This window comes from Pseudomonas sp. B13(2017) (genome assembly GCF_002113245.1).
Classification (GTDB): domain Bacteria; phylum Pseudomonadota; class Gammaproteobacteria; order Pseudomonadales; family Pseudomonadaceae; genus Aquipseudomonas; species Aquipseudomonas putida_Z.
The window spans coordinates 43,872-63,821 of the sequence record NZ_NEJX01000024.1 but is presented as its reverse complement, the minus strand read 5'-3'; the positions used below and the strand labels follow the sequence as shown (position 1 = coordinate 63,821).

General features: G+C 63.6%; 16 protein-coding genes and 1 tRNA gene. 4 read left to right on the top strand and 13 right to left on the bottom strand.

Going from position 1 to position 19,950, the window contains the following annotated elements; genetic code table 11:
• Positions 1-76: 76 nt before the first annotated feature.
• Both CAG44_RS24550 and CAG44_RS24545 read right to left on the bottom strand, forming a co-directional pair.
• On the bottom strand, positions 77-1,009 hold the full coding sequence (locus CAG44_RS24550) for an NAD-dependent epimerase/dehydratase family protein (RefSeq protein WP_085693144.1): 933 nt from the start codon (positions 1,007-1,009) through the stop codon (positions 77-79).
• A complete protein-coding gene (locus CAG44_RS24545; protein ID WP_038407862.1) occupies positions 1,002-1,886 on the bottom strand; it encodes a sugar nucleotide-binding protein in 885 nt (294 codons plus the stop codon). Before CAG44_RS24545 ends, CAG44_RS24550 begins: the two co-directional genes overlap by 8 nt.
• A 264-nt stretch (positions 1,887-2,150) precedes the next feature.
• On the opposite strand from CAG44_RS24545, the gene CAG44_RS24540 reads away from it, so the two are divergent.
• Both CAG44_RS24540 and CAG44_RS24535 read left to right on the top strand, forming a co-directional pair.
• Positions 2,151-3,191, top strand: coding sequence for a TauD/TfdA family dioxygenase (locus CAG44_RS24540; protein ID WP_085592022.1), 1,041 nt, complete (start codon positions 2,151-2,153; stop codon positions 3,189-3,191).
• A 17-nt stretch (positions 3,192-3,208) separates the two neighbouring features.
• Positions 3,209-4,003 (top strand): TSUP family transporter, encoded by a 795-nt coding sequence (locus CAG44_RS24535; protein ID WP_085693143.1) that lies wholly within the window; start codon positions 3,209-3,211, stop codon positions 4,001-4,003.
• Between the two features lie 8 nt (positions 4,004-4,011).
• Here CAG44_RS24535 and CAG44_RS24530 read toward each other — a convergent pair whose 3' ends face one another.
• A complete protein-coding gene (locus tag CAG44_RS24530) occupies positions 4,012-4,821 on the bottom strand; it encodes a helix-turn-helix transcriptional regulator (protein WP_025337507.1) in 810 nt (269 codons plus the stop codon).
• A gap of 176 nt (positions 4,822-4,997) precedes the next feature.
• Here CAG44_RS24530 and CAG44_RS24525 point away from each other — a divergent pair, with 176 nt between their 5' ends.
• Positions 4,998-6,440, top strand: coding sequence for a sodium:alanine symporter family protein (locus CAG44_RS24525; protein ID WP_025337506.1), 1,443 nt, complete (start codon positions 4,998-5,000; stop codon positions 6,438-6,440).
• Between the two features lie 72 nt (positions 6,441-6,512).
• Positions 6,513-7,502, top strand: a complete 990-nt coding sequence (locus CAG44_RS24520) for an asparaginase (protein ID WP_085693142.1) — start codon at positions 6,513-6,515, stop codon at positions 7,500-7,502.
• Positions 7,503-7,628: 126 nt separating this feature from the next.
• Here the strand turns inward: CAG44_RS24520 and CAG44_RS24515 are convergent.
• From CAG44_RS24515 to CAG44_RS24465, 10 genes are all read right to left on the bottom strand, one after another.
• A tRNA-Sec gene (locus CAG44_RS24515) sits at positions 7,629-7,724 on the bottom strand.
• 6 nt (positions 7,725-7,730) lie between these two features.
• The gene (gene selB / locus CAG44_RS24510) at positions 7,731-9,653 is read right to left on the bottom strand and encodes a selenocysteine-specific translation elongation factor (protein ID WP_085693141.1); all 1,923 of its coding nucleotides are present in this window, start codon (positions 9,651-9,653) and stop codon (positions 7,731-7,733) included.
• Positions 9,650-11,077, bottom strand: a complete 1,428-nt coding sequence (gene selA, locus CAG44_RS24505) for an L-seryl-tRNA(Sec) selenium transferase (protein WP_085693140.1) — start codon at positions 11,075-11,077, stop codon at positions 9,650-9,652. Before selA ends, selB begins: the two co-directional genes overlap by 4 nt.
• A 159-nt stretch (positions 11,078-11,236) precedes the next feature.
• Positions 11,237-12,157: a formate dehydrogenase accessory protein FdhE gene (gene fdhE, locus CAG44_RS24500; protein WP_085693139.1), complete on the bottom strand. Its 921-nt coding sequence runs from the start codon at positions 12,155-12,157 to the stop codon at positions 11,237-11,239.
• Positions 12,158-12,161: 4 nt separating this feature from the next.
• Positions 12,162-12,818 (bottom strand): formate dehydrogenase subunit gamma, encoded by a 657-nt coding sequence (locus CAG44_RS24495; protein ID WP_075044437.1) that lies wholly within the window; start codon positions 12,816-12,818, stop codon positions 12,162-12,164.
• The gene (fdxH, locus tag CAG44_RS24490; protein WP_085592035.1) at positions 12,815-13,765 is read right to left on the bottom strand and encodes a formate dehydrogenase subunit beta; all 951 of its coding nucleotides are present in this window, start codon (positions 13,763-13,765) and stop codon (positions 12,815-12,817) included. Before fdxH ends, CAG44_RS24495 begins: the two co-directional genes overlap by 4 nt.
• A complete protein-coding gene (fdnG, locus tag CAG44_RS24485; RefSeq protein WP_143493956.1) occupies positions 13,765-16,833 on the bottom strand; it encodes a formate dehydrogenase-N subunit alpha in 3,069 nt (1,022 codons plus the stop codon). The genes fdxH and fdnG overlap by 1 nt, the downstream gene beginning before the upstream one ends.
• A gap of 265 nt (positions 16,834-17,098) precedes the next feature.
• Positions 17,099-17,860 (bottom strand): SDR family NAD(P)-dependent oxidoreductase, encoded by a 762-nt coding sequence (locus tag CAG44_RS24475; protein ID WP_085592037.1) that lies wholly within the window; start codon positions 17,858-17,860, stop codon positions 17,099-17,101.
• A gap of 21 nt (positions 17,861-17,881) precedes the next feature.
• On the bottom strand, positions 17,882-18,667 hold the full coding sequence (locus CAG44_RS24470) for a TSUP family transporter (RefSeq protein ID WP_046615926.1): 786 nt from the start codon (positions 18,665-18,667) through the stop codon (positions 17,882-17,884).
• 31 nt (positions 18,668-18,698) lie between these two features.
• Entirely contained in the window at positions 18,699-19,724 is a 1,026-nt protein-coding gene (locus CAG44_RS24465) for a TauD/TfdA family dioxygenase (RefSeq protein ID WP_075044434.1), read from the bottom strand.
• Between the last annotated feature and the right edge of the window lie 226 nt (positions 19,725-19,950).

Sequence of the window (19,950 nt, the reverse complement as noted above, 5' to 3'; positions counted from 1 at the left end):
TCCCACAGGGACCGCGTACTCGCTCTTGTGGGAGCTGGCTTGCCGGCGATAGGGGCGCAAAGCGCCCCCAAGCATTTCAGCCCTTGCCCAGAAGCCGCGACAAGCCCTCGACCATCGGCGTCGCCTGCGGAAACTCGAACCGCGCCAACAAGCGCTGGTTATCCGCCCGCGAATGGCGAATGTCACCCGAACGTGCCGCCACATAGCTGACCGCCGGCAAGCTACCCACCACCTTCTCAAGCGCTGCCAGCAACTGGTTGAGCGATGTGGCCTGGTTGAGGCCGATATTCACCGCCCCCTCCTCGACCTGCGGCTGCTCCAGCGCCTGCACCATCACCTGCACCAGGTCGCCCACGTAGAGGAAGTCCCGGGTCTGCTCGCCATCACCGAACACCGTAATCGGCAAACCCTTCACAGCGCGCTCGGAGAAAATGCTGATCACCCCGGAATACGGCGAGGACGGGTCCTGGCGCGGCCCGAAGATATTGAAGAAGCGGAACACCACCGGCTCCAGGCCATGCTGGCGACGGTAGAAGTCCAGGTACTGCTCACTGGCCAGCTTGTCCACGGCATACGGGGTCAGCGGCGCCTTGGGGGTGTCTTCGGCAATCGACTCACCTTCACCATTGTTGCCATACACCGCCGCACTGGAGGCGAACAGCACCCGGCGCAGCCCATGCACGCGCATGGCTTCGCACACGTTGAGGGTGCCGATGAAATTGCTCTGGTGGGTCCGCACCGGGTCCTCGACCGAGGCCTGCACCGAGGCCACCGCTGCCAGGTGCACCACGGCACTGCAGCCAGCCGCAACCTGCGTGACCAGCCCGGCATCGGCGACATCGCCTTCAATCAGTTCCAGCCGTGGGTGGCCGACCTGCAGGTTGCCCCGTTGGCCAGTGGAAAAGTCGTCGAGAATGCGTACGGCGTAGCCTTTGTCCAACAACGCATCGCACAGGTGGGAGCCAATGAAGCCGGCACCGCCGGTGATCAGGATGGGGGCGTCAGCCATGGCGGTAGAACCGGTCCAGTAGAGGCGGCAGGCCGGCGCGCCAGGCGCGCGGCTTGATGCCGAAGGTATGAAGGATTTTCTTGCAGGCCAGTACCGCGTGCTGCGGCTCTTCGCTGGCATCCGGCCGTGCGGCATGGGCCTGCGGCGTCGGTGCCTGCACGGCCAGCTGGCGGTACTGGCCTGCTTCGGTAAGGATCGCCTGGCCCAGCGCCAGCGGCGTGGTCGCCTCGTTGCCGGCGTAATGGTAGGTGCCCCACAGCGGCGCACTGCAATCGAGTTGCTTGAGCACCGACAGGATCACCCGGGCGGCGTCGTCGACCGGCGTCGGGTTGCCACGCCGGTCATCGGCCAGCAGCAGCTCCTGTGGTTGCTCGGCGCGGGTCAGGAAACGGCCCAGCGCCCCGTCGATGCTTTCGTCGAGCAGCCAACCAAAGCGCAACAGCACGTGCTGCGGGCAAGCCGCGCGCACGCTCTGCTCGATGCGCCACAGGGCCTGACCACGCAGGCCCAGCGGTACCGGCTCGTCCTTTTCGCTGTAGGCCGTGGCCCGCGAACCGTCGAACACGCGGTAGCTGGAAGGCTGCACCAAGGTGATCTGGTGGTGCTGGCACAGCTCCGCCAACCGCTCCACAGCTCGCTCCTGCTGGGCCAGGCGCTGTTCACTGACCGACTCGGCCTGGAACCAGTCGAAGTAATAGGCCAGGTTGACCAGGGCATCGGGACGATGATCGTCGAGCAGCTGGGTGAGGCTGGCCGGCGTCCAGCCGTTCTCGGGCGGGCGCGGCGCCAGGAATGCGATGTCCTCCTCGGCCCCAAGACGAATCAGCGCTTGCCCGAGGGCATTGCCACCACCCAACAGCATTAGGCGCATACGCATAGAGTCAGCAGATCCGGAGAGGTTGATTGAAGGAAAGGGGCCATTTTGCGGTTTCCTGCCCGGGAAGTCCAACACCGGACCCGTTCGATGCCACAGGCGGTATTGATTCCAAAGTTCCACAGTTCAATACCACCATAGGCAGAATTCTCCTACGACATACCAGGAACGAGCTGACTTCCATGCCGCAGCACAACCGCATTGAATAGTTGACTCCCCCACTTGCCAGCCGGGGAGCTTCACAAAAACAAGTACAGGGAACGTTCAATGCCTCGTTCGGAAGTTGCATACCTGGATTTCAGCCCGGAGCAAAGCAAGGCCATAACCTTTGCAAGCCAGACCATTGCTGACTTGGGTGGCCCGGAGACCAAAGGAGTAGCACTTCAGGCTCGTATATTCGCCGATCAACTCGAGCAAGCCTTGAGTGAGGAACAGCGTGCACTGTTACAACGCTTCAGTGAAGGCCAGCTATCTGCCTTGATGTACAGGCAGATGCCTTGTGCCAACGAGCCAATACCAGAGTACCTGCCCGACATTTCCGCCCTGGCGCAAAACCCTCGCTGCCAATACCTTGCCTCCCGCAATCAACTGCTGCTGGAGCTCGTGCGCTACCGCAGTTTCGCCTTCGATATAGACAACGATGGTAAACAGGTTCGCCTGGTCGGCAACTTCAAGGGCGGTGGCCGCATCCCGCGGCTCGACGAAAATCCCTGCCTGGAAGTTGAAACCAGCTCCCATGCGGGCTTGCGCTTGGGGCCGCACACTGAAGCGCCCTACAACTGCTCGACAATTTCCACCAATGCCAACTCCCCTGCTCCCTCTGCACTGATTCTGACTGCGCGCTGGAACCCCGCCAATGAACCTACGAATGTCTTCCCGCTCCGGGAAATCATCGAACGCCTGGGTAGCCTGGACACACTTGCGCTGACTTCAACGTCCTTCGACTTCACCCGCAGTGACTGCTTCGCTCACGGACAAGGCAATGCAGGCAAAGCAGTTTCAATGCTGCAATTCGAGCCCAACGGTGGTTTCTCTGTTCGTTACAACAGCTATCGCTTCAGCCTGAATGAACGCGCCTGCAGCGCAGCGGCGCGCGCTTTCGACGCCTTTCAGAAAGCACTGGATAACGCACGACCACTGGCGTTTGTCCTGCAGCCTGACAGCGCACTGTTGATCAACAACAGCCGAGCCTTGCACGGCCGCGACATGGTCCAGGACAACCGGCGGCTGCTCATCCGTCAATTCGGATACTCCCCCTTCGCAGTACCGTTGGTGCTCGCTGAAGACCCACTGCTCGTGCGTGGCTGATCACAGGAAAACACCCAATGATCGAATTCGACGTAACGCTTGTTCTGACACTCGCACTGGTGGCACTGATGGCCGGCTTTTTCGATGCCATCGCCGGTGGTGGCGGCCTGATCACGCTCCCGGTGTTGTTCATTGCCGGTATCGAACCCTTGGCGGCAATTGCCACCAACAAGTTCCAGGCGGCTTCGGCTACGGTTTCGGCTACATGCGCCTTCGCCCGCAAAGGCATGATCGACTGGAGACGAGGCAGTCCAATGGCTGTCATGTCTTTTATAGGAGGGGCGTTGGGTGCCTTGTCGATAACTTACGTGCCCAAAAGCGTTCTGCAGGCGTGCGTCCCACCACTGCTGATTCTGATAGCCGCTTACTTTGCCTTCAGCCCAAAGCCGAATGAACAAGCGCGCAAGGCAAAGGTATCGACCAGCCTGTTCTGCGTGACGGTTGCACCGATCATTGGCTTTTATGACGGTATCTTCGGCCCTGGTGTCGGCTCGTTCTTCATGCTGGCCTGCGTGATCCTCCTGGGCCAGCACTTGATACAAGCCGTGTGCACCAGCAAGCTTTTGAACGCAGCCTGTAACCTGGGCGCATTGTCAGTCTTTTCACTCAGCGGGGCGATCATCTGGCCACTGGCGCTGGCAATGGCGTTCGCGGCTTTTGTGGGGGCTCAATTGGGCGCACGCTGCGCAGTGCACTTTGGCCCACGGCTGATCAAGCCATTGCTGGTCTGTGTTTGCTGCATCATGGCAATCAAGTTGCTGCTCGACCCAGGCAACCCTGTTGGCGAGTGGTTACATCAACTTGTTCTCTGAAAAAAGCATCACTCGATTTCGAACAGGCTGTTACGCAACGGCCCCACGCTGAGGCGCTCACGCACATCGTCATCTATGCGGGGATCATCCGGCTGGTACAGTTTTACCTGCCGGTAGACATTTATGCGATTGATCTCCTCTCCCAGGTAGTCCCACACAACCCGAGTGCAGGCCGGGTTGCGCCGGTCTCCGCTGGATACGCCGGCCTTCAGGCCGTTAAGGCGGGTAATGCGGCTTTTGAAACTGGGGATGAGGATAGTCTGGCTCATCTCGTTGAACGTCAGCGACTCGTAATCGACCAGGAACATCCGGTCCTGCAACTGGAACGCCGCTCCCAGATAGCGACAACGCACCTCGGCATGGGGGTTGGTGGCGCTGGAACGCTCCTGGCGTTCCTGGCGTTCGAAAAGGAACTGCCCGCGCTCCTCCCACAGGTGAACCAATGACACCAGGACCGTGCCCGGAACCGACATGCAGTTGGAATATTCCAGGTAATAACCGCAATAGCGCGACAGGTTCCCCGCATGGGCGTGCAACGGACGGAACAGATCACTGATCGGGTCGCCAGGCTGCTCGGCCGGGGTCGACACGCGAGCACCGATCAGGCGGCTGAACTGCTCGGGTGGCAAATGCAATTCGTAATCTTCGACTCCGAAGAAATCGCCGATGCGCTTGAGGTTGTAGGCCGTCGGGCGGCTCTGCCCGCTCAGGTACTTGTTGAACTGCGCGCGGTTGATCGACAGCTGGCGGCAAACTTCGGAGATAGAGCGGTAGTGGCTGCAGGCCAGTTTGAGGTTGGTAGCGAAATGATCGCTCATGACTCGGGACTCAGGTGACGCGAATGGCGCAATTGTAGCATCAAGTTGCACCAAATCAGAGCAACCCGCGAAATTGTAACCGCTCTTGTCATAGCCAACCATGCGCCCCACGAAGCGGTGCGCCTGCCGTCCGCTGATCTTTCCACACGAACAATAAGAATCGAGGTCATTTTCCAATGCTCGAAGTACTCAACGATTTCCTCTCGGGGAAACTTCTCATTGTGCTGATCGTAGGGCTGGGTAGCTACTTCACCATCCGTTCCCGGTTCGTCCAGTTCCGCCATTTTGGCCACATGTTCGGTGTGTTCAAAGAATCGCTGCGTGGCCAGGCAGGCCAGCTGAGCTCCTTCCAGGCCCTGATGCTGAGCCTGGCCGGCCGCGTGGGCGCCGGTAACATCGCCGGTGTCGGTATCGCCGTTACCCTGGGCGGCCCAGGCGCGGTGTTCTGGATGTGGGTCACCGCACTGGTGGGCATGTCCAGCAGCTTCTTCGAATGCACCCTGGCCCAGGTCTACAAGCGCGCCGATGGCGACGGCCTGTACCGTGGTGGCCCGGCCTACTACATCCAGCACGGTCTCAAGCTGAAAAGCATGGCCATCGTGTTCTCGATCCTGCTGCTGGTCACCTACGGCTTCGCCTTCATCGGCCTGCAGTCGTACACCGTGACCCACTCGCTGCAGAACGCCTTTGCCTTCGACCCCAAGCACACCGGCATCGTCCTCGCCGTGCTGCTGGCCATCACCTTCATTGGCGGCATCAAGCGCATCGCTGCGGTGTCCGACCTGCTGGTACCGGTCAAGACCCTGGCCTACATCGGCGTGACCCTGTACGTGATCGGTACCCAGATCGAGCACGTGCCAGCCATGCTGGAAACCATCTTCAAGAGCGCCTTCGGCCTCGACCCGGCATTCGGCGGCCTGCTCGGCAGCGCCATCGTCATGGGCGTGAAGCGTGGTGTGTTCGCCAACGAAGCGGGCCTGGGCAGTGCGCCGAACGTCGCCGCCGTGGCCGCCGTGAAACACCCGGGTGCGCAGGGCGTTGTCCAGGCATTCAGCGTGTTCCTCGACACCTTCGTGATCTGCACCTGCACCGCGTTGCTGATCCTGTTGTCGGGCTTCTACACCCCGGGCTTCGAAGGTGACGGCATCGTCCTGACCCAGAACTCGCTGGCCGCCGTGGTCGGTGACTGGGGCCGCGTGTTCGTCAGCGTGGCGCTGTCGCTGTTCGTCTTCACCTGCATCCTCTACAACTACTACCTGGGCGAAAACAGCCTGCAGTTCCTCAGCCGCAACCGCGTGGTACTGATGGTGTTCCGTGGTCTGGTGCTGGCGCTGGTGGTATGGGGTTCGATGCAGGACCTGTCGACCGTGTTCGCCTTCGCCGACATCACCATGACCTGCCTGGCCTTCGTCAACCTGGTGGCCCTGGCCCTGCTGTTCAAGGTCGGCCTGCGGGTGATGCGCGACTATGACGACCAGCGCAAGGCGGGCGTCGACCAGCCAGTGTTCGACTCGGCCAAGTTCACCGACCTGGACCTGGACCGCAATGCCTGGCCTGCCAATCCGCAGGCGGAAACAGCCACTGACAAAGCAGTCGGCCAAGCTCAGACGCAGCGCTGATATCCTCTCCTGCCCAGCCGCCCCGTCCGCGGGCGGCTTTTCTTTCTCCGCTCATCGCTACGGATGCTTTCCATGCGTGCAGTAAAGAATCTTCTCGTTCTCTATACCGGTGGCACCATCGGCATGCTCGAAACACCGGAAGGCCTGGCGCCGGCCGGTGGTTTCGAAGCGCGAATGCGTGAACACTTCGCCCAGTTGGCCGATGCGCCCCAGGTGCAATGGACCCTGCAGGAACTGAACCCGCTGCTCGACAGCGCCAACATGCAACAGCACAACTGGCTGGCGATGCGCGATGCCATCGTCGCAGCGGTAGAGGTGGCTGGCCATGATGGCGTGCTGGTGCTGCATGGCACCGACAGCCTGGCCTACAGCGCCGCGGCATTGTCGTTCCTGCTGCTGGGCCTGCCGGTGCCGGTGCTGCTGACCGGCTCGATGCTGCCGGCGGGTACCGCGGACAGCGACGCCTGGGGCAACCTGTGCGGCGCACTGCGCCAGTTCGAACAGGGGCTGGAAGATGGCGTGCAGCTGTACTTCCATGGGCAACTGCTGCATGGCTGCCGGGCGTCGAAGCTGCGCAGCGAGGCGTTCGATGCCTTTGCCGCGCTGCCGCGTCATCGTGACAGTGAGCGCGCCACGGCGATCCCAGCCGAACTTGGCTACAAGCACCCGCGCCAGCCGGTCAACCTGGCGGTAGTGCCGGTATTCCCGGGCCTGCAAGCCGGGCACTTGCAGGCACTGCTGGGCAGCGGCGTGCAGGGGTTGCTGCTGGAGTGCTACGGCAGCGGTACAGGGCCGTCGGATGACCAGGCGTTGCTGGATGTGCTGAGCGCGGCACGCCAGCGGGGCGTGATGCTGGCGGCTATCAGCCAGTGCCCTGAGGGGTCGGTGGTGTTCGATACCTATGCGGCGGGTAACCGCTTGCGCGGGGCCGGGCTGGTCAGTGGCGGTGGCATGACCCGGGAGGCGGCGCTGGCCAAGATGGTTGCGTTGCTGGGGGCCGGGCTGGATGTCGACACGGCGGAAAGGTGGTTTGCCCTGGATCTGTGTGGGGAACGGGCCTGAGTGTTGCCTGGTCTGGCCCTATCGCCGGCAAGCCAGCTCCCACAGGGATAACACAAGGCCTGAGGCCTGTGGAGTACCTGTGGGAGCTGGCTTGCCGGCGATAGGGCCCTGACAGGCAAAAGAAAATGGCGGAAGGCAGCGGGAGTCGAACCTGCCCGGGAACGGCTGCCGTCCCCAACCGGGTTTGAAGCCCGGCCGCGCCACCGGGCGCGATTGCCTTCCTTGAACTCAGTGCCTGGCCTGCTGCTGGGCCAGGGCGCTGTCGGCGCGAATGTGACGCTGATCGGCCACCCTCCGGGTCAAGCCGATGCGGTCGAAGTACTCCAGAATCTGCACACTGCGCTTGCGACCGATGCCCAACATATCGCGAAACGCGGCAACCTGCACTATCGGCGTTTCACTGGCCTGCCCCAGCAGCAGCTCTGCCATGCGCTGTAGCGTCGCCTCGGGGTAGAACAGGTCGCGCACCACCTGGTGCACCATGCCCAACCGGGCCAGCTTGCGCAGCAACAGGCGCACATCGGCTTCGGCACAATTTTCCTCGCTCGCCAGCGTCCTGACCCAGGGCGGATCGTATTGCCCCGCCAGCAACTTCGGTTGCAGACTCGCCCATAACGCACTGTCGGCTTCGCTCAGCTGCACCTTGTGATCAGGCAGGTGCAGCCAAGGCCCGCTGCTGGCAATGGCGCCGTCTTCGAGCAACTCATCCAGCAGGCTGACAAAAGCGGGCCGCTCCAGCGGCAAGGCAGCAAAGCGGCGCAGGCGGTCGCGGTCCGGGCCGAGCTGGTCGGGCTCCTGTTCATGGAACCGCGCCAGCTGCTCCAGCACCTGGCGCTTGAGCGCCTGCCACCGGGCACTGGCAAACAGCAGTTGGCCCTGCCGCGTGGCCACCACCAGCACGTCTTCCGGCAACTGCCAGGTTTCGCGCAGGCGATTGAACTGCCGCTCCAGACGCTGTGGGTCGATACCCCCTGGTGCGCTGGCAAGCAGTGCCGGCAAGGCCTGCTCCAGGTCCTCGGCATCACGCAGCACCTGCAATTGGCGCAGGCGCTCATCGCTGCGACGCTGACGGCTTGGCGCGAACGGGTCGAGCACCTTGCCGCCCCCCAGGGTGCGCTGAGCACGCTGGTCGCGCAGAACCAGGCGGTCGCCGTGTACCGCCTGCAGCGGCGCGTTGAGCAACAACTGGGCGAACATGCGCTGGCCCGCCGCCAGGGTTTCACCTTCGAGCAAGGCCACCCGGGCGGTTACGTCCTGGGTGCCGAGGTGCACGTGCACAGCGCTGAAATGTTCGAAGGTACGGGTCTCGCCCGGCAACAGGTTCAGCTCGATATCCACCCGCACGCTGGGGGCGTGCAGCCACTCGGGCACCAGCCAGTCACCCCGGCGCACCTGCTCCACCGCCAGCCGTTCGGCAGCGATGTTCAGTGCCACCCGCTGGCCCGCCTCGGCCACCAGCGCGGCCTGGTTCTGCGCATGCAGGCCACGCACCCGCACCGGTTTGCCGGCCTTGCCCAGCAACAAGGTGTCGCCGGCACTGACCCGCCCAGCCAGCGCCGTGCCCGTGACCACAACACCCGCACCGGTAACGGCGAAGGCGCGGTCGACAGCCAGACGGAAACCACCACGCACGCTGCGCTGGCGCACGCGCTGTTGCGCGGCAAGCACGGCCTGGCGCAGGGCATCGATACCTTCGCCGGTCACACTCGACAACGGAAACTGCCGTGCACCAGCATATGGGCCCGGCGCCAGAAGCTCGCTGACCTGTGCCTGCACTTCGACCAGGCGGGCCGGCTCTACCCGGTCACATTTGCTGATCGCCACCAGGGCCTGAGGGATGCCCAGCAGCTCAATGATCGCCAGGTGCTCTCGGGTTTGTGGCATCACCCCGTCGTCGGCCGCCACCACCAACAGCACCAGGTCGATGCCGTGGGCGCCGGCCAGCATGTTATGGATAAAGCGCTCATGGCCCGGTACATCGATGAAGCCGGTCAGCGCTGCCCCCTCGGTCAACGCCGCATAGCGGTAGCCAAGGTCGATGGTCATGCCACGGGCGCGCTCCTCCTGGCGATGGTCACCGGCCTGGCCGGTCAGGGCCTGGAGCAGTGCGGTCTTGCCATGGTCGATGTGGCCGGCGGTACCAACGATCACTGTACCGGCCCCAATTGCAGGGCGGGCAACTGCGCCAGCCACTGGGCCTCGTCATCCAGTTGCCGCAGGTCCAGCCACAGGGCGTCATCGTCGATTCGGCCGAGCACTGGCACGGGCAGACCGCGCAAGGCGCGCTCCAGCACATGCAGGCTGCGCCCGCGCAGCTTCTTCGACACCTGCGGGCGCAGGCACAATGCCGCGCTTGGCAGGCGGGCCACCGGTTGGCTGCCACTGCCAATCATGCCCAACGCCGGTTCCACGCTGACCGTCCATTGTTCGCCGAGGCGGGCCTTGAGCTCTGGCGCCAGGCGCTCGGCCTGGAACTGGATTTCTACCTGGCTGCGGGTCAGCAGGCGCAGACTGGGCAGGCGCTCGGCCAGGCGGTCGGGGTTGCGGTACAGCGCCAGCACCGCTTCGAGTGCGGCCAGGGTGATCTTGTCGACCCGCAGCGCGCGCTTGAGCGGGTTCTTCTTGATCCTGGCGATCAGCTCCTTGCGCCCGACGATGATTCCGGCTTGCGGCCCGCCCAGCAGTTTGTCGCCGCTGAAGGTGACGATATCGGCGCCGTCAGCCAAGGCCTGGCGCACGGTCGGCTCGGCGGGCAGGCCCCAGCGGGTAAGGTCAAGCAGGCTGCCGCTGCCAAGGTCTTCAAGCAGCGGCAGGTCATGTTGGTGGGCGATGCGCGCCAGCTCGCCGGTGGGCACCTGGGTAGTGAAGCCCTGGATGCTGTAGTTGCTGCAATGCACCCGCATCAGCAGGCCGGTACGTGGGCTGATGGCGGCCTCGTAGTCACGGGCGTGGGTGCGGTTGGTGGTGCCGACTTCGTGCAGCTTCACGCCGGCGCGAGCCATGATGTCGGGGATGCGGAAGGCACCGCCGATCTCGATCAGTTCACCGCGGGAGATGATCCCCTCCTTGCGCGCGCCCAGGCTGTTGAGCGCCAGCAGCACGGCGGCGGCGTTGTTGTTGACCACGGTGACGGCTTCGGCGCCGGTCAGCTCGCGGATCAGACCTTCGATCAGGTCGTCACGGTCGCCGCGCTTGCCGGTGGCCAGGTCGAATTCCAGGTTGAGCGGGTAGCGGGCGGCGGTCTGCATGGCCTCGATGGCCTCCTCTGGCAACAAGGCGCGGCCGAGGTTGGTGTGCAACACGGTGCCGGTGAGGTTGAACACACGACGGACCTGGCTGCGTTGCTGGGTGGCCAAGCGTTCGCCAGTGCGGCCCAGCAAGACTTCAGCGGCCAGTTCGGCGGCACTGAGCTGGCCGGTGCGGGCGGGGTCGCGCAGGTCATCGAGCAGTTGCCGCAGGGTGGCAAGGACCGCGTCGCGACCGTGGCGGTCGATCAGCGGGAGGCAGGCCGAGTGGCGCAAAAGGGTGTCGATGGAGGGCAGGCGTGGGGTGTCGCTGGCTAGGCTGGAGGACATGCGGTACTACCTTGGACTGATCCGTTGTCTGTACTGGCCTCTTCGCGGGTAAACCCGCTCCCACAGGGGCCGCGCAAGCCTCAAAAGCTGCGCGGGCCCTGTGGGAGCGGGTTTACCCGCGAAGAAGGCGACTCGGTCTTACAGTGTAGACACTCTCCATTACCCGGGTGCGAGCATCAGGTTCGGTGCCAACCGATGGAAGCCCTCCTCGTCCAGGCGAATGTCCAGTGCCAGGCTGGCCAGGTCATCGGCCAGCGGCTCGGCCGCCGCATCGTTTTCCAGGTAGTTCTGCTTCAGGTAGCTCTCGCACTCCGGGCAGCACTCCGCCCGTAGCGGCGCCTTGCCCGGCGCATGGCGGTCATCGTCAAGGCTGGTATAGCGCAGGTCCTTGCTCGACTCGCAGTACACGCATTTGACCCGCACCACATGCCATTCGCAGGCACACAGCGAACAAGCCAGGTAGCGCAGGCCATTGTGCTTGCCGCGGTTGCGCACCACCCCGGCCATCGCCGGCGAACCGCAGGCAGGGCACTGGGCCAGGCTGCCGGCGGGCTTGAGCTCTGGCGCGGGCAGCGCCAGCAACCAGCTGGACCAGGCCGCCTGCAAGGCCGCCCCAATGAACGGCACCAGTGCCGCGGGCACTGCGTCGTACTGGCCGGCGAGCAAGGCGATGCCCCAACCCTTGCGTTGAGGGTCGTCACTGCTGCGCAGGGCTTGCAGCGCCTCCCCCAACGGACCGCTGGTGTCCGCGTCGAGGTGCTCGAGCAAAGCCTGCAACCAGACCAGCCACGGCCCTTCACGCACCAGGCTGTCCGCCGCCAGTGGCGGCAAACCATGACTTATGCACAGGCGCTGACGCTCCTCGGCCACCGGCATGCCAGCGGGCGGGTTATCCACAAGCTGCTGCTGGATACGGCACAAACGAGCCACCAGCTTCAGGTATTCGCCAAGGGCATTGCCCTCGGCCAACTGCTCCAGGCGCGCAGCGCGCAGTTCGAACAGGTTGGCGGGGGGCAGGTGCAGAAACGGTGGCATCACTGCCGACGCTTCGATCTGCCCGGGTTCGAGTATCGTGCTCAAGCGCTCATCCTTCTTTTCGTCCGTGATTGCCCGGCGTCTTGTCACCGGTCACTTCGCGGTACCACAACTCATGGTGCTTGCGCGCCCAGGCGCGGCTGACCCAGCCATGCAGCATGGCGCCGATCGAGCCCTTGATCCAGATGCCGGCGTAGATGTGCACGATGATGCTGAGGATCAGCACGAACGCCGCCAGGGCGTGGAGCAGAGCGGACAGGCGAATGACCTCGATGCCGAACAAATGGCTGAAGTATGCGCGCCAGATCACCACGCCGCTGACCAGCAGAACCAGCATGCACACCAGCAGGGTCCAGAACAACAGCTTCTGCCCGGCGTTGTACTTGCCGATCGGTGGCACACCCTCCTCCTTGTTGAGCATCACCCGGTCCACGCGGCGCAGCCACAGGCGGTCGTTGGCAGTGATGAAGTTGGCCCGCCAGAAACGCAACACCAGGCCGAGGAAGAACACGAACATCGCCACCCCGATGAAGGGGTGCAGGATGCGTGTCCACGGCCCACCGCCGAACAGGTTGCTGAGCCAGAACAGCGCCGGATGGAACAGCGCCAGCCCCGACAGGCCAGCCAGGACGAACAGGATCGCGACGACCCAGTGGTTGCTGCGCTCGTTGGCGTTGTAGCGCAGGATGGGTTTGTTGTCGTTCATGGTCGCTGCTCCCCTTGCCCACCGGGCTTGGTCGGATCATAGACATGGACCGACGGGTCCACCTGGTGCACGCTTTCATCCGCAGGTGCCGGGTGTTCGTCCTCCTCCACCCGCTGTGGCCCGACCCGCACATAGTGGAAGAACCCGGCCAGCACCGCCGCACCCATGGCCAGCAGCGCCAGCGGCTTGGTGAAGCCCTTCCACAACCCCACCAGCGGGCTGATCACCGGCTGGTCCGGCAGGCCGGCGTACAGCTTCGGCGTATCGGCATGATGCAGCACATACATCACATGGGTGCCACCGACGCCGTCCGGGTCGTACAGCCCGGCCTTGTCGTAGCCCCGCGACTGGAGGTCGACGATGCGCTCGGCGGCATGCACCTTCATCTCGTCCTTGGTGCCGAACACGATGGCCCCGGTCGGGCAGGTTTTCACGCAGGCCGGCTCCAGGCCCACGGTCACGCGGTCGGAACACAGGGTGCACTTGTACGCCTTGTGGTCCTTCTGCGAGATGCGCGGGATGTTGAACGGGCAACCGGTGATGCAGTAGCCGCAACCGATGCAGTGGTCCTGGTTGAAGTCGACGATGCCGTTGGCGTGCTTGATGATCGCCCCCGGGCTCGGGCAGGCCTTCAGGCAACCTGGCTCGGCGCAGTGCATGCAGCCGTCCTTGCGAATCAGCCACTCCAGGTTGCCATCGTCGCGCTCGTGCTCGGTGAAGCGCATCAGGGTCCAGGTCTCGGCGGTGAGGTCCTGGGGGTTGTCGTAGGTGCCGTGGTTGTGGCCGACCTCGTCACGCAGTTCGTTCCACTCCGAACACGCCACCTGGCAGGCCTTGCAGCCGATGCACTTGGTGGTGTCGATCAGCTTGGCTACTTCCTGCTGCTGGCGTACCGAAGGCGGTACGGTGGTGGTGGCCGAGCGGGCGATGATGTCTTGGCTGGCCATCAGAGTTTCTCCACTTTGACGAGGAACGACTTGGACTCTGGCGTCTGGGTATTGCCGTCACCCAGGAAAGGCACCAGGGTGTTGGTCAGGTAGCCATGCCGCGTAGCCCCGGTGAAGCCCCAGTGCAGCGGGATGCCGATCTGGTGCACGGTCTGGTTGTTGACCTTGAGCGGGCGAATCCGCTTGGTCACCACTGCCACCGCCTCGATGTGCCCGCGCTTGCTCGACACCCGCACCCGGTCACCGGCCTTGATACCTTTCTCGCTGGCCAGCACCTCGCCGATTTCGACGAACTGCTCGGGCTGGGCAATGGCGTTGAGCCGGCAATGCTTGCTCCAGAAGTGGAAGTGCTCGGTCAGCCGGTACGTGGTCGCCGCGTACGGGAACTCGTCGTGCTTGCCGAGGCTGTCCCACACCGAGTCGAAGACCCGCCCGGCCGGGTTGCTGGTGGCCTTCTTGTTCTGCGGGTGCAGCGGGTTGATGCCAATCGGCGTTTCGAACGGTTCGTAGTGCTCGGGGAACGGGCCTTCGGCCATCTTGTCGATGGCGAAGAACCGCGCCACGCCTTCGGGGTTCATGATGAACGGGTTCATCCCCGCCTCGGGCGGCGAGTCGACCTTGAAGTCGGGCACGTCGGTGCCGGTCCAGGCCTTGCCGTTCCACCACACCAGGCGCTTCTTCTCCGGGTCCCACGGCTTGCCTTGCGGGTCGCTGGAGGCACGGTTGTAGAGGATGCGGCGGTTGGCCGGCCAGGCCCAGGCCCAGTTCTGCACCTGGTGCATGCCGTACGGGTCGCTGTTGTCACGGCGAGCCATCTGGTTACCCTGCTCGGTCCAGCTGCCGGCAAAGATCCAGCAGCCGGACGCGGTGCTGCCGTCGTCCTTGAGCTGGCCAAAGCCCGCCAGTTGCTGGCCGGCCTTGAGCACTGCGCCAGTCGGGTCAGTGACGTCGGCCACCGCCCAGCCGTTCATTTCCTTGGCCAGTTCCTCCGGGGATGGCTCTTCAGGGACCTTGTATGGCCAGTTGATGTTCATCAGCGCATCAGGGTAGGCGCCGCCCTCGGCCTGGTAGCGTTGACGCAGGCGCAGGAACAGCTCGCTCATGATGTGAACGTCGGTGCGGGTCTCGCCCGGGCCGTCGGCGCCCTTCCAGTGCCACTGCAGCCAGCGGCTGCTGTTGACCAGCGAGCCGTCTTCCTCGGCGAAGCAGGTGGTGGGCAGGCGGATCACTTCGGTCTGGATGTTGGCCGTGTCTACATCATTGAACGGCCCGGCGTTGCGCCAGAACTCCGAGGTCTCGGTGGCCAGCGGGTCCATGATCACCAGCCACTTGAGCTTGCCCAAGGCCGCGGTGACGCGGTTCTTGTCCGGCAGCGCGGCAATCGGGTTGAAGCCCTGGCACATGTAGCCGTTGACCTTGCCCTGGCCCATCATCTCGAACATGCGCAGCACGTCGTAGGCCGGCACGTCGAGCTTGGGCAGCCAGTCGTAGCCCCAGTTGTTTTGCGCGGTGGCGTTGACGCCGTACCAGGCCTTCATCAGGCTGACGTGGAACTTGCCGTAGTTCTGCCAGTACGACAGTTGCCCAGGGCGCAGCGGCTTGGAGGCGCGCTTGTCGATGAACGCGGCGTAGTCCTGCTCGGCATCGCCGGCCAGGGTCAGGTAGCCCGGCAGCGAGTTGGAAAGCAGGCCGAGGTCAGTCAGGCCCTGGATGTTGGAGTGCCCGCGCAAGGCGTTGACCCCGCCACCCGGCATGCCGACGTTACCCAGCAGCAATTGCACCATGGCCGCACTGCGTATGATCTGCGCACCGATCGAGTGCTGCGTCCAGCCCAGCGCGTAGAGGATCGTCATGGTCTTGCCCGGTACCGAGCAGGTAGCGATCTCTTCCCAGATCTTCAGCATGGCGTCCTGCGGCATGCCACAGGTCATGCTCGCCAGTTCCGGGGTATAGCGGCTGTAGTGCTGCTTCATCAGCTGGAACACGCAGCGCGGATGCTGCAGGGTCGGGTCGACCTTGGCAAAACCGTCCTCACCCAGCTCGTAACCCCAGCCGGACTTGTCGGCATACACGCGCTTGGCCTCGTCGTAGCCGCTGAACAGGCCATCCTCGAAGCCATAGTTCTCTTTGACGATGAACGACACGTCGGTGTAGTTGCGCACGTACTCGTGCTGGATCTTGTCGTTGCTCAGCAGGTAATTGATCAGCCCGCCCATGAAGGCGATGTCGGTACCGGTACGGATCGGTGCGTAGTAGTCCGCCACCGAAGCGGTACGGGTAAACCGCGGGTCGACCACGATCAGCCGCGCCTTGTTGTGCGCCTTGGCCTCGGTCACCCACTTGAAGCCGCACGGATGCGCTTCTGCTGCGTTGCCACCCATCACCAGGACCAGATTCGCGTTGGCGATATCGGACCAGTGGTTGGTCATGGCGCCACGGCCGTACGTCGGGGCAAGACTTGCCACCGTCGGGCCATGTCAGACACGAGCCTGGTTATCGAACCCCAGCATGCCTGTTGCGCGGACGACCTTGTGGGTCAGGTAGCCAGCCTCGCTGGAGGCGGCGGAAGCAGCGAGAAAACCGGTGGTGAGCCAGCGGTTGACCGTTTGCCCCTGGGCGTTCTTTTCGATGAAGTTGGCGTCGCGGTCCTGCTTCATCAGGTCGGCGACGCGATCGAGCGCCTCGTCCCAGCTGACCCGCACCCACTCCTTGCTGCCAGGCTTGCGTACCTCGGGGTACTGCAGGCGGCTCGGGCTGTGGATGAAGTCCAGCAGGCCAGCGCCTTTCGGGCAGAGGGTGCCGCGGTTGACCGGGTGGTCGGCGTCACCTTCGATATGGATGATGTTCTGTTTGACGTTCTTGCCCGCATCGCCCTGGCTGTACATGATCAGGCCGCAGCCGACCGAGCAGTAGGGGCAGGTGTTACGGGTTTCTTTGGTATGCGCCAGCTTGAAGTGACGCACCTGCTCGGCGAATGCTGGTGTCGGGGCCATGCCCAACGCCGCAAGGCTCGAGCCTCCAAGGCCGACGGCGGCGACCTTGAAGAATTGCCGACGGTTCAGGTCCATCGTGCACTCCTGATCAGGTGGTGGACGCACGGAACATGGCCGGCGCCTCTTGGTAGTCACGGTGGCGGCCAATTGATGGCCGCCAACAGTTAAGACTAGCCAAGAATCGAGAAGGTGCGATGACATGGGTCAGCTGAAGGCGCTGTGTTGCCAGATTCGCGGGTAAACCCACAGGTACTGCACATGCCCGAAGCAGGGCGCTATTCCTGTGGGTGCGGGCGTGCCCGCAAACCCGGCAACGCCGGTGCCATCCACCACCGGCCGATCAGCAAGCCGGCAGGTTGCGCACCACGTTCAGCGCCGCACTGCTCTGGGCCACCGGCATGATCTCGATGGTATTGATGTTCACATGCGCCGGCTGCTCGGCAATCCAGGCCACCGTGGCCGCGATGTCCTCGGGCAGGATGGCCTCCACATCCCGATACAGCGCCTGCACGGCATCCAGGTTGCCGTTCAGGCGCACCACCGAGAAATCGGTCCCCGAGCACAGCCCTGGCTCGATGTTGCTCACTCGCACTCGAGTGCCCGCCAGGTCGGCGCGCAGGTTGAGGCTGAACTGGCGGACAAAGGCCTTGCTGGCGCCATACACATTACCGCCCGGGTAGGGGTAGGTGCCGGCGATCGAGCCGATGTTGATGATCATGCCGCTGTCGGCTTCCACCATCTGCGGCAGGATCTTGTGGGTGACCATGGCCAGGCCGGTGATGTTGGTGTCGATCATCCGCTGCCAGTTTTCCGCGCTGCTGGCCTGGGCACGGTCCACGCCCAGCGCCAGCCCGGCATTGTTGACCAGCAAGTCGATCTGCAGCGAAGCATCACGAATCTGCTCGACCGCCGTCTCGAGCGACACCGGGTCGGTGACGTCCAGCGCCAGCGGAATGAAATTGACGCCCAGCTCGGCCTCCAGCGCTTGCAGCTTGTCCATGCGCCGGGCGCCACCGATCACGCGGTAGCCTTTGCCGATCAAGGTACGGCAGATAGCGCGGCCAAAGCCCGAGGAGGCGCCGGTTACGAATGCGGTTTTCATCAGTTGTCTCCTATGGAAGGGTCAGGCCAGGTACTTCACGCCCAGGCTGGTGAACAGGCAGAGCATCGAGAACACCAGCGCCTTGCGCACCACTTCGTTGCCCTTGCGCAGGGCCAGCGCGCTGCCCAGGTGGTTACCGAGGATGTTGCAGGCCACCAGCGGCAGCGCCAGCAGGTAGACGACCTTGCCGGCAATGACGAAGGCCACCAGGGCGCCGATGTTGGACGCGAAGTTGAAGGTTTTGGAGTTGGCCGAGCTGGAGACCAGGTCCATGCGCAGCAGGTAATGGAAAGCAATGATGAACATGCTGCCGGTACCTGGGCCGAAGAAGCCGTCATAGAAACCGATGGCCAGGCAGGTCAGCGGGACCACGGTGAACAGCATGCGCGATGACAGTTCGCGCTCCTCGACCGGGCGGTCCTTGGGGGTGAGGAAGATGAGGATGCCGAAGGGGATCAGCGCCAGGATGATCTTGCCCACGGTTTCCTGGGAGATCGACACGATCAGGTGCGCCCCCAGGTAGGCACCGAGCAGCGAGAATGGCACGCCGACCAGCGCCACCTTCCAGACCATCTTGCTGTTGGCCAGGAAGTTGCGGATGGCCGCCAGCGTGCCGAGGGTACTGACCAGTTTTTCCTGGCCCAGGGCAACCTGGGGCGGCATGCCAACCAGCAGAAAGCCCGGCACCAGGAACAGCCCGCCGCCACCGGCAATGCTGTCGACGAAGCCGGCAACGAAGGCAATCGCCCCGAGCATGAGGATCGCCAGCAACCAGTGTTCCGCCCAGAAAGCGCCTAACAGTTCCATAACAGTACGTCCATCGAGTCAGTGAAAGGGATCAGGAGAGAACTTCGTAGAGGTGATCAGCCCGGGCGAAGTGCACCCGGTTCAGGTCGTTGACCGCGAACAGGCGCAACAGCCAGCGGTCGGCACCATCGTTCTGTGGCTCGAAGCCATCGCGGGCATGCAGCACGCGCTGGTTCTTGAAGATCATGAAATCGCCCGGCAGCAGCAGGTGCGGCTCATCGAAGCGGCGGGTTTCCAGCACACTGCGCAGGCTGCCCAGGGCCTGCTCGGCACGCAGGTTCAGGCCGTGGGTGTTTTCACTGTCGAAGCGGCACAACCATTCGCCAGCGTGACCACGCGCCAGGACTGGCAGCTCGGCGGTGCAACGACGATTGCCGGTGAACGAGTCCGGGCGGCGGATTTCGAACTGCGGCAGGCACAGTTCGCGCACGGTCGATGCGGGTAGCGCTGCGACCACTGCATCGAGGTTTACCAGTGTGGTGCTGATGCGCGGATCACAGCGCATACCGAAGAACGATAGGTACTCCGGGCAGCAGGAAGCGGTGCCAAGCGGCTCGGAAGACAGCGGCAGGTCCGGGTTGTCCACATGATAGGAAAAGCGCAGCCGCGAACCATGGGAACTCTTGTGGCTGGAAGAACTGCGCGACGGAATGACATGGCGGAACAGGCGGCCATCGTTCTCCCCCTCATAAACCACCGGGTTGATCCCCATCAGGCTCTGCATGGTCAGGCTGACCAGGCAGGCAATGGGTGTGCTGCGCGGACTGAGCACGCCCGAATAGGGCGTAGGCGGGATGTCCCGGTCGCGGGGGCAGTTGCGCACGATCATGCTGGTCAGGTGCGGGTCTTCGACAAAGCCGCGGATCTGCTGGCACAGCGCCTTGCCCAGTACTTCCTGCGCCTGATCCTTGATCTGTGGGTAAAGCTCTTTGCTCGTCTCGAAATCGAGCGGGGTGTTGTTCAGCAGGGTTTGCCAGGCGCTGGAGGTGACCCAGGGCAGGCGGATCTCCAGTGAGGTCCGAGGCTCGGCCCCTTGATGCAGTTGTGCGCTTTCCATTTCGAGTGATATTCCATTGAGCTGGCTTGAGGCCGTTCGGTGTCGTGCTAAGCCGGGCAGAGGCGGCAGACGTTGTATTTTTTGAAGCCGTTCACAGCTGTGCGATGCCAGCGATGGACGCCGCTGGGGTAATCGCACATTGCATCGACTCAATCATTGTAATTACAAAAATAGAGTCGATTCAATTCATTTCCGACCGCATAAAGCCGCAGGATTGAATCGATTC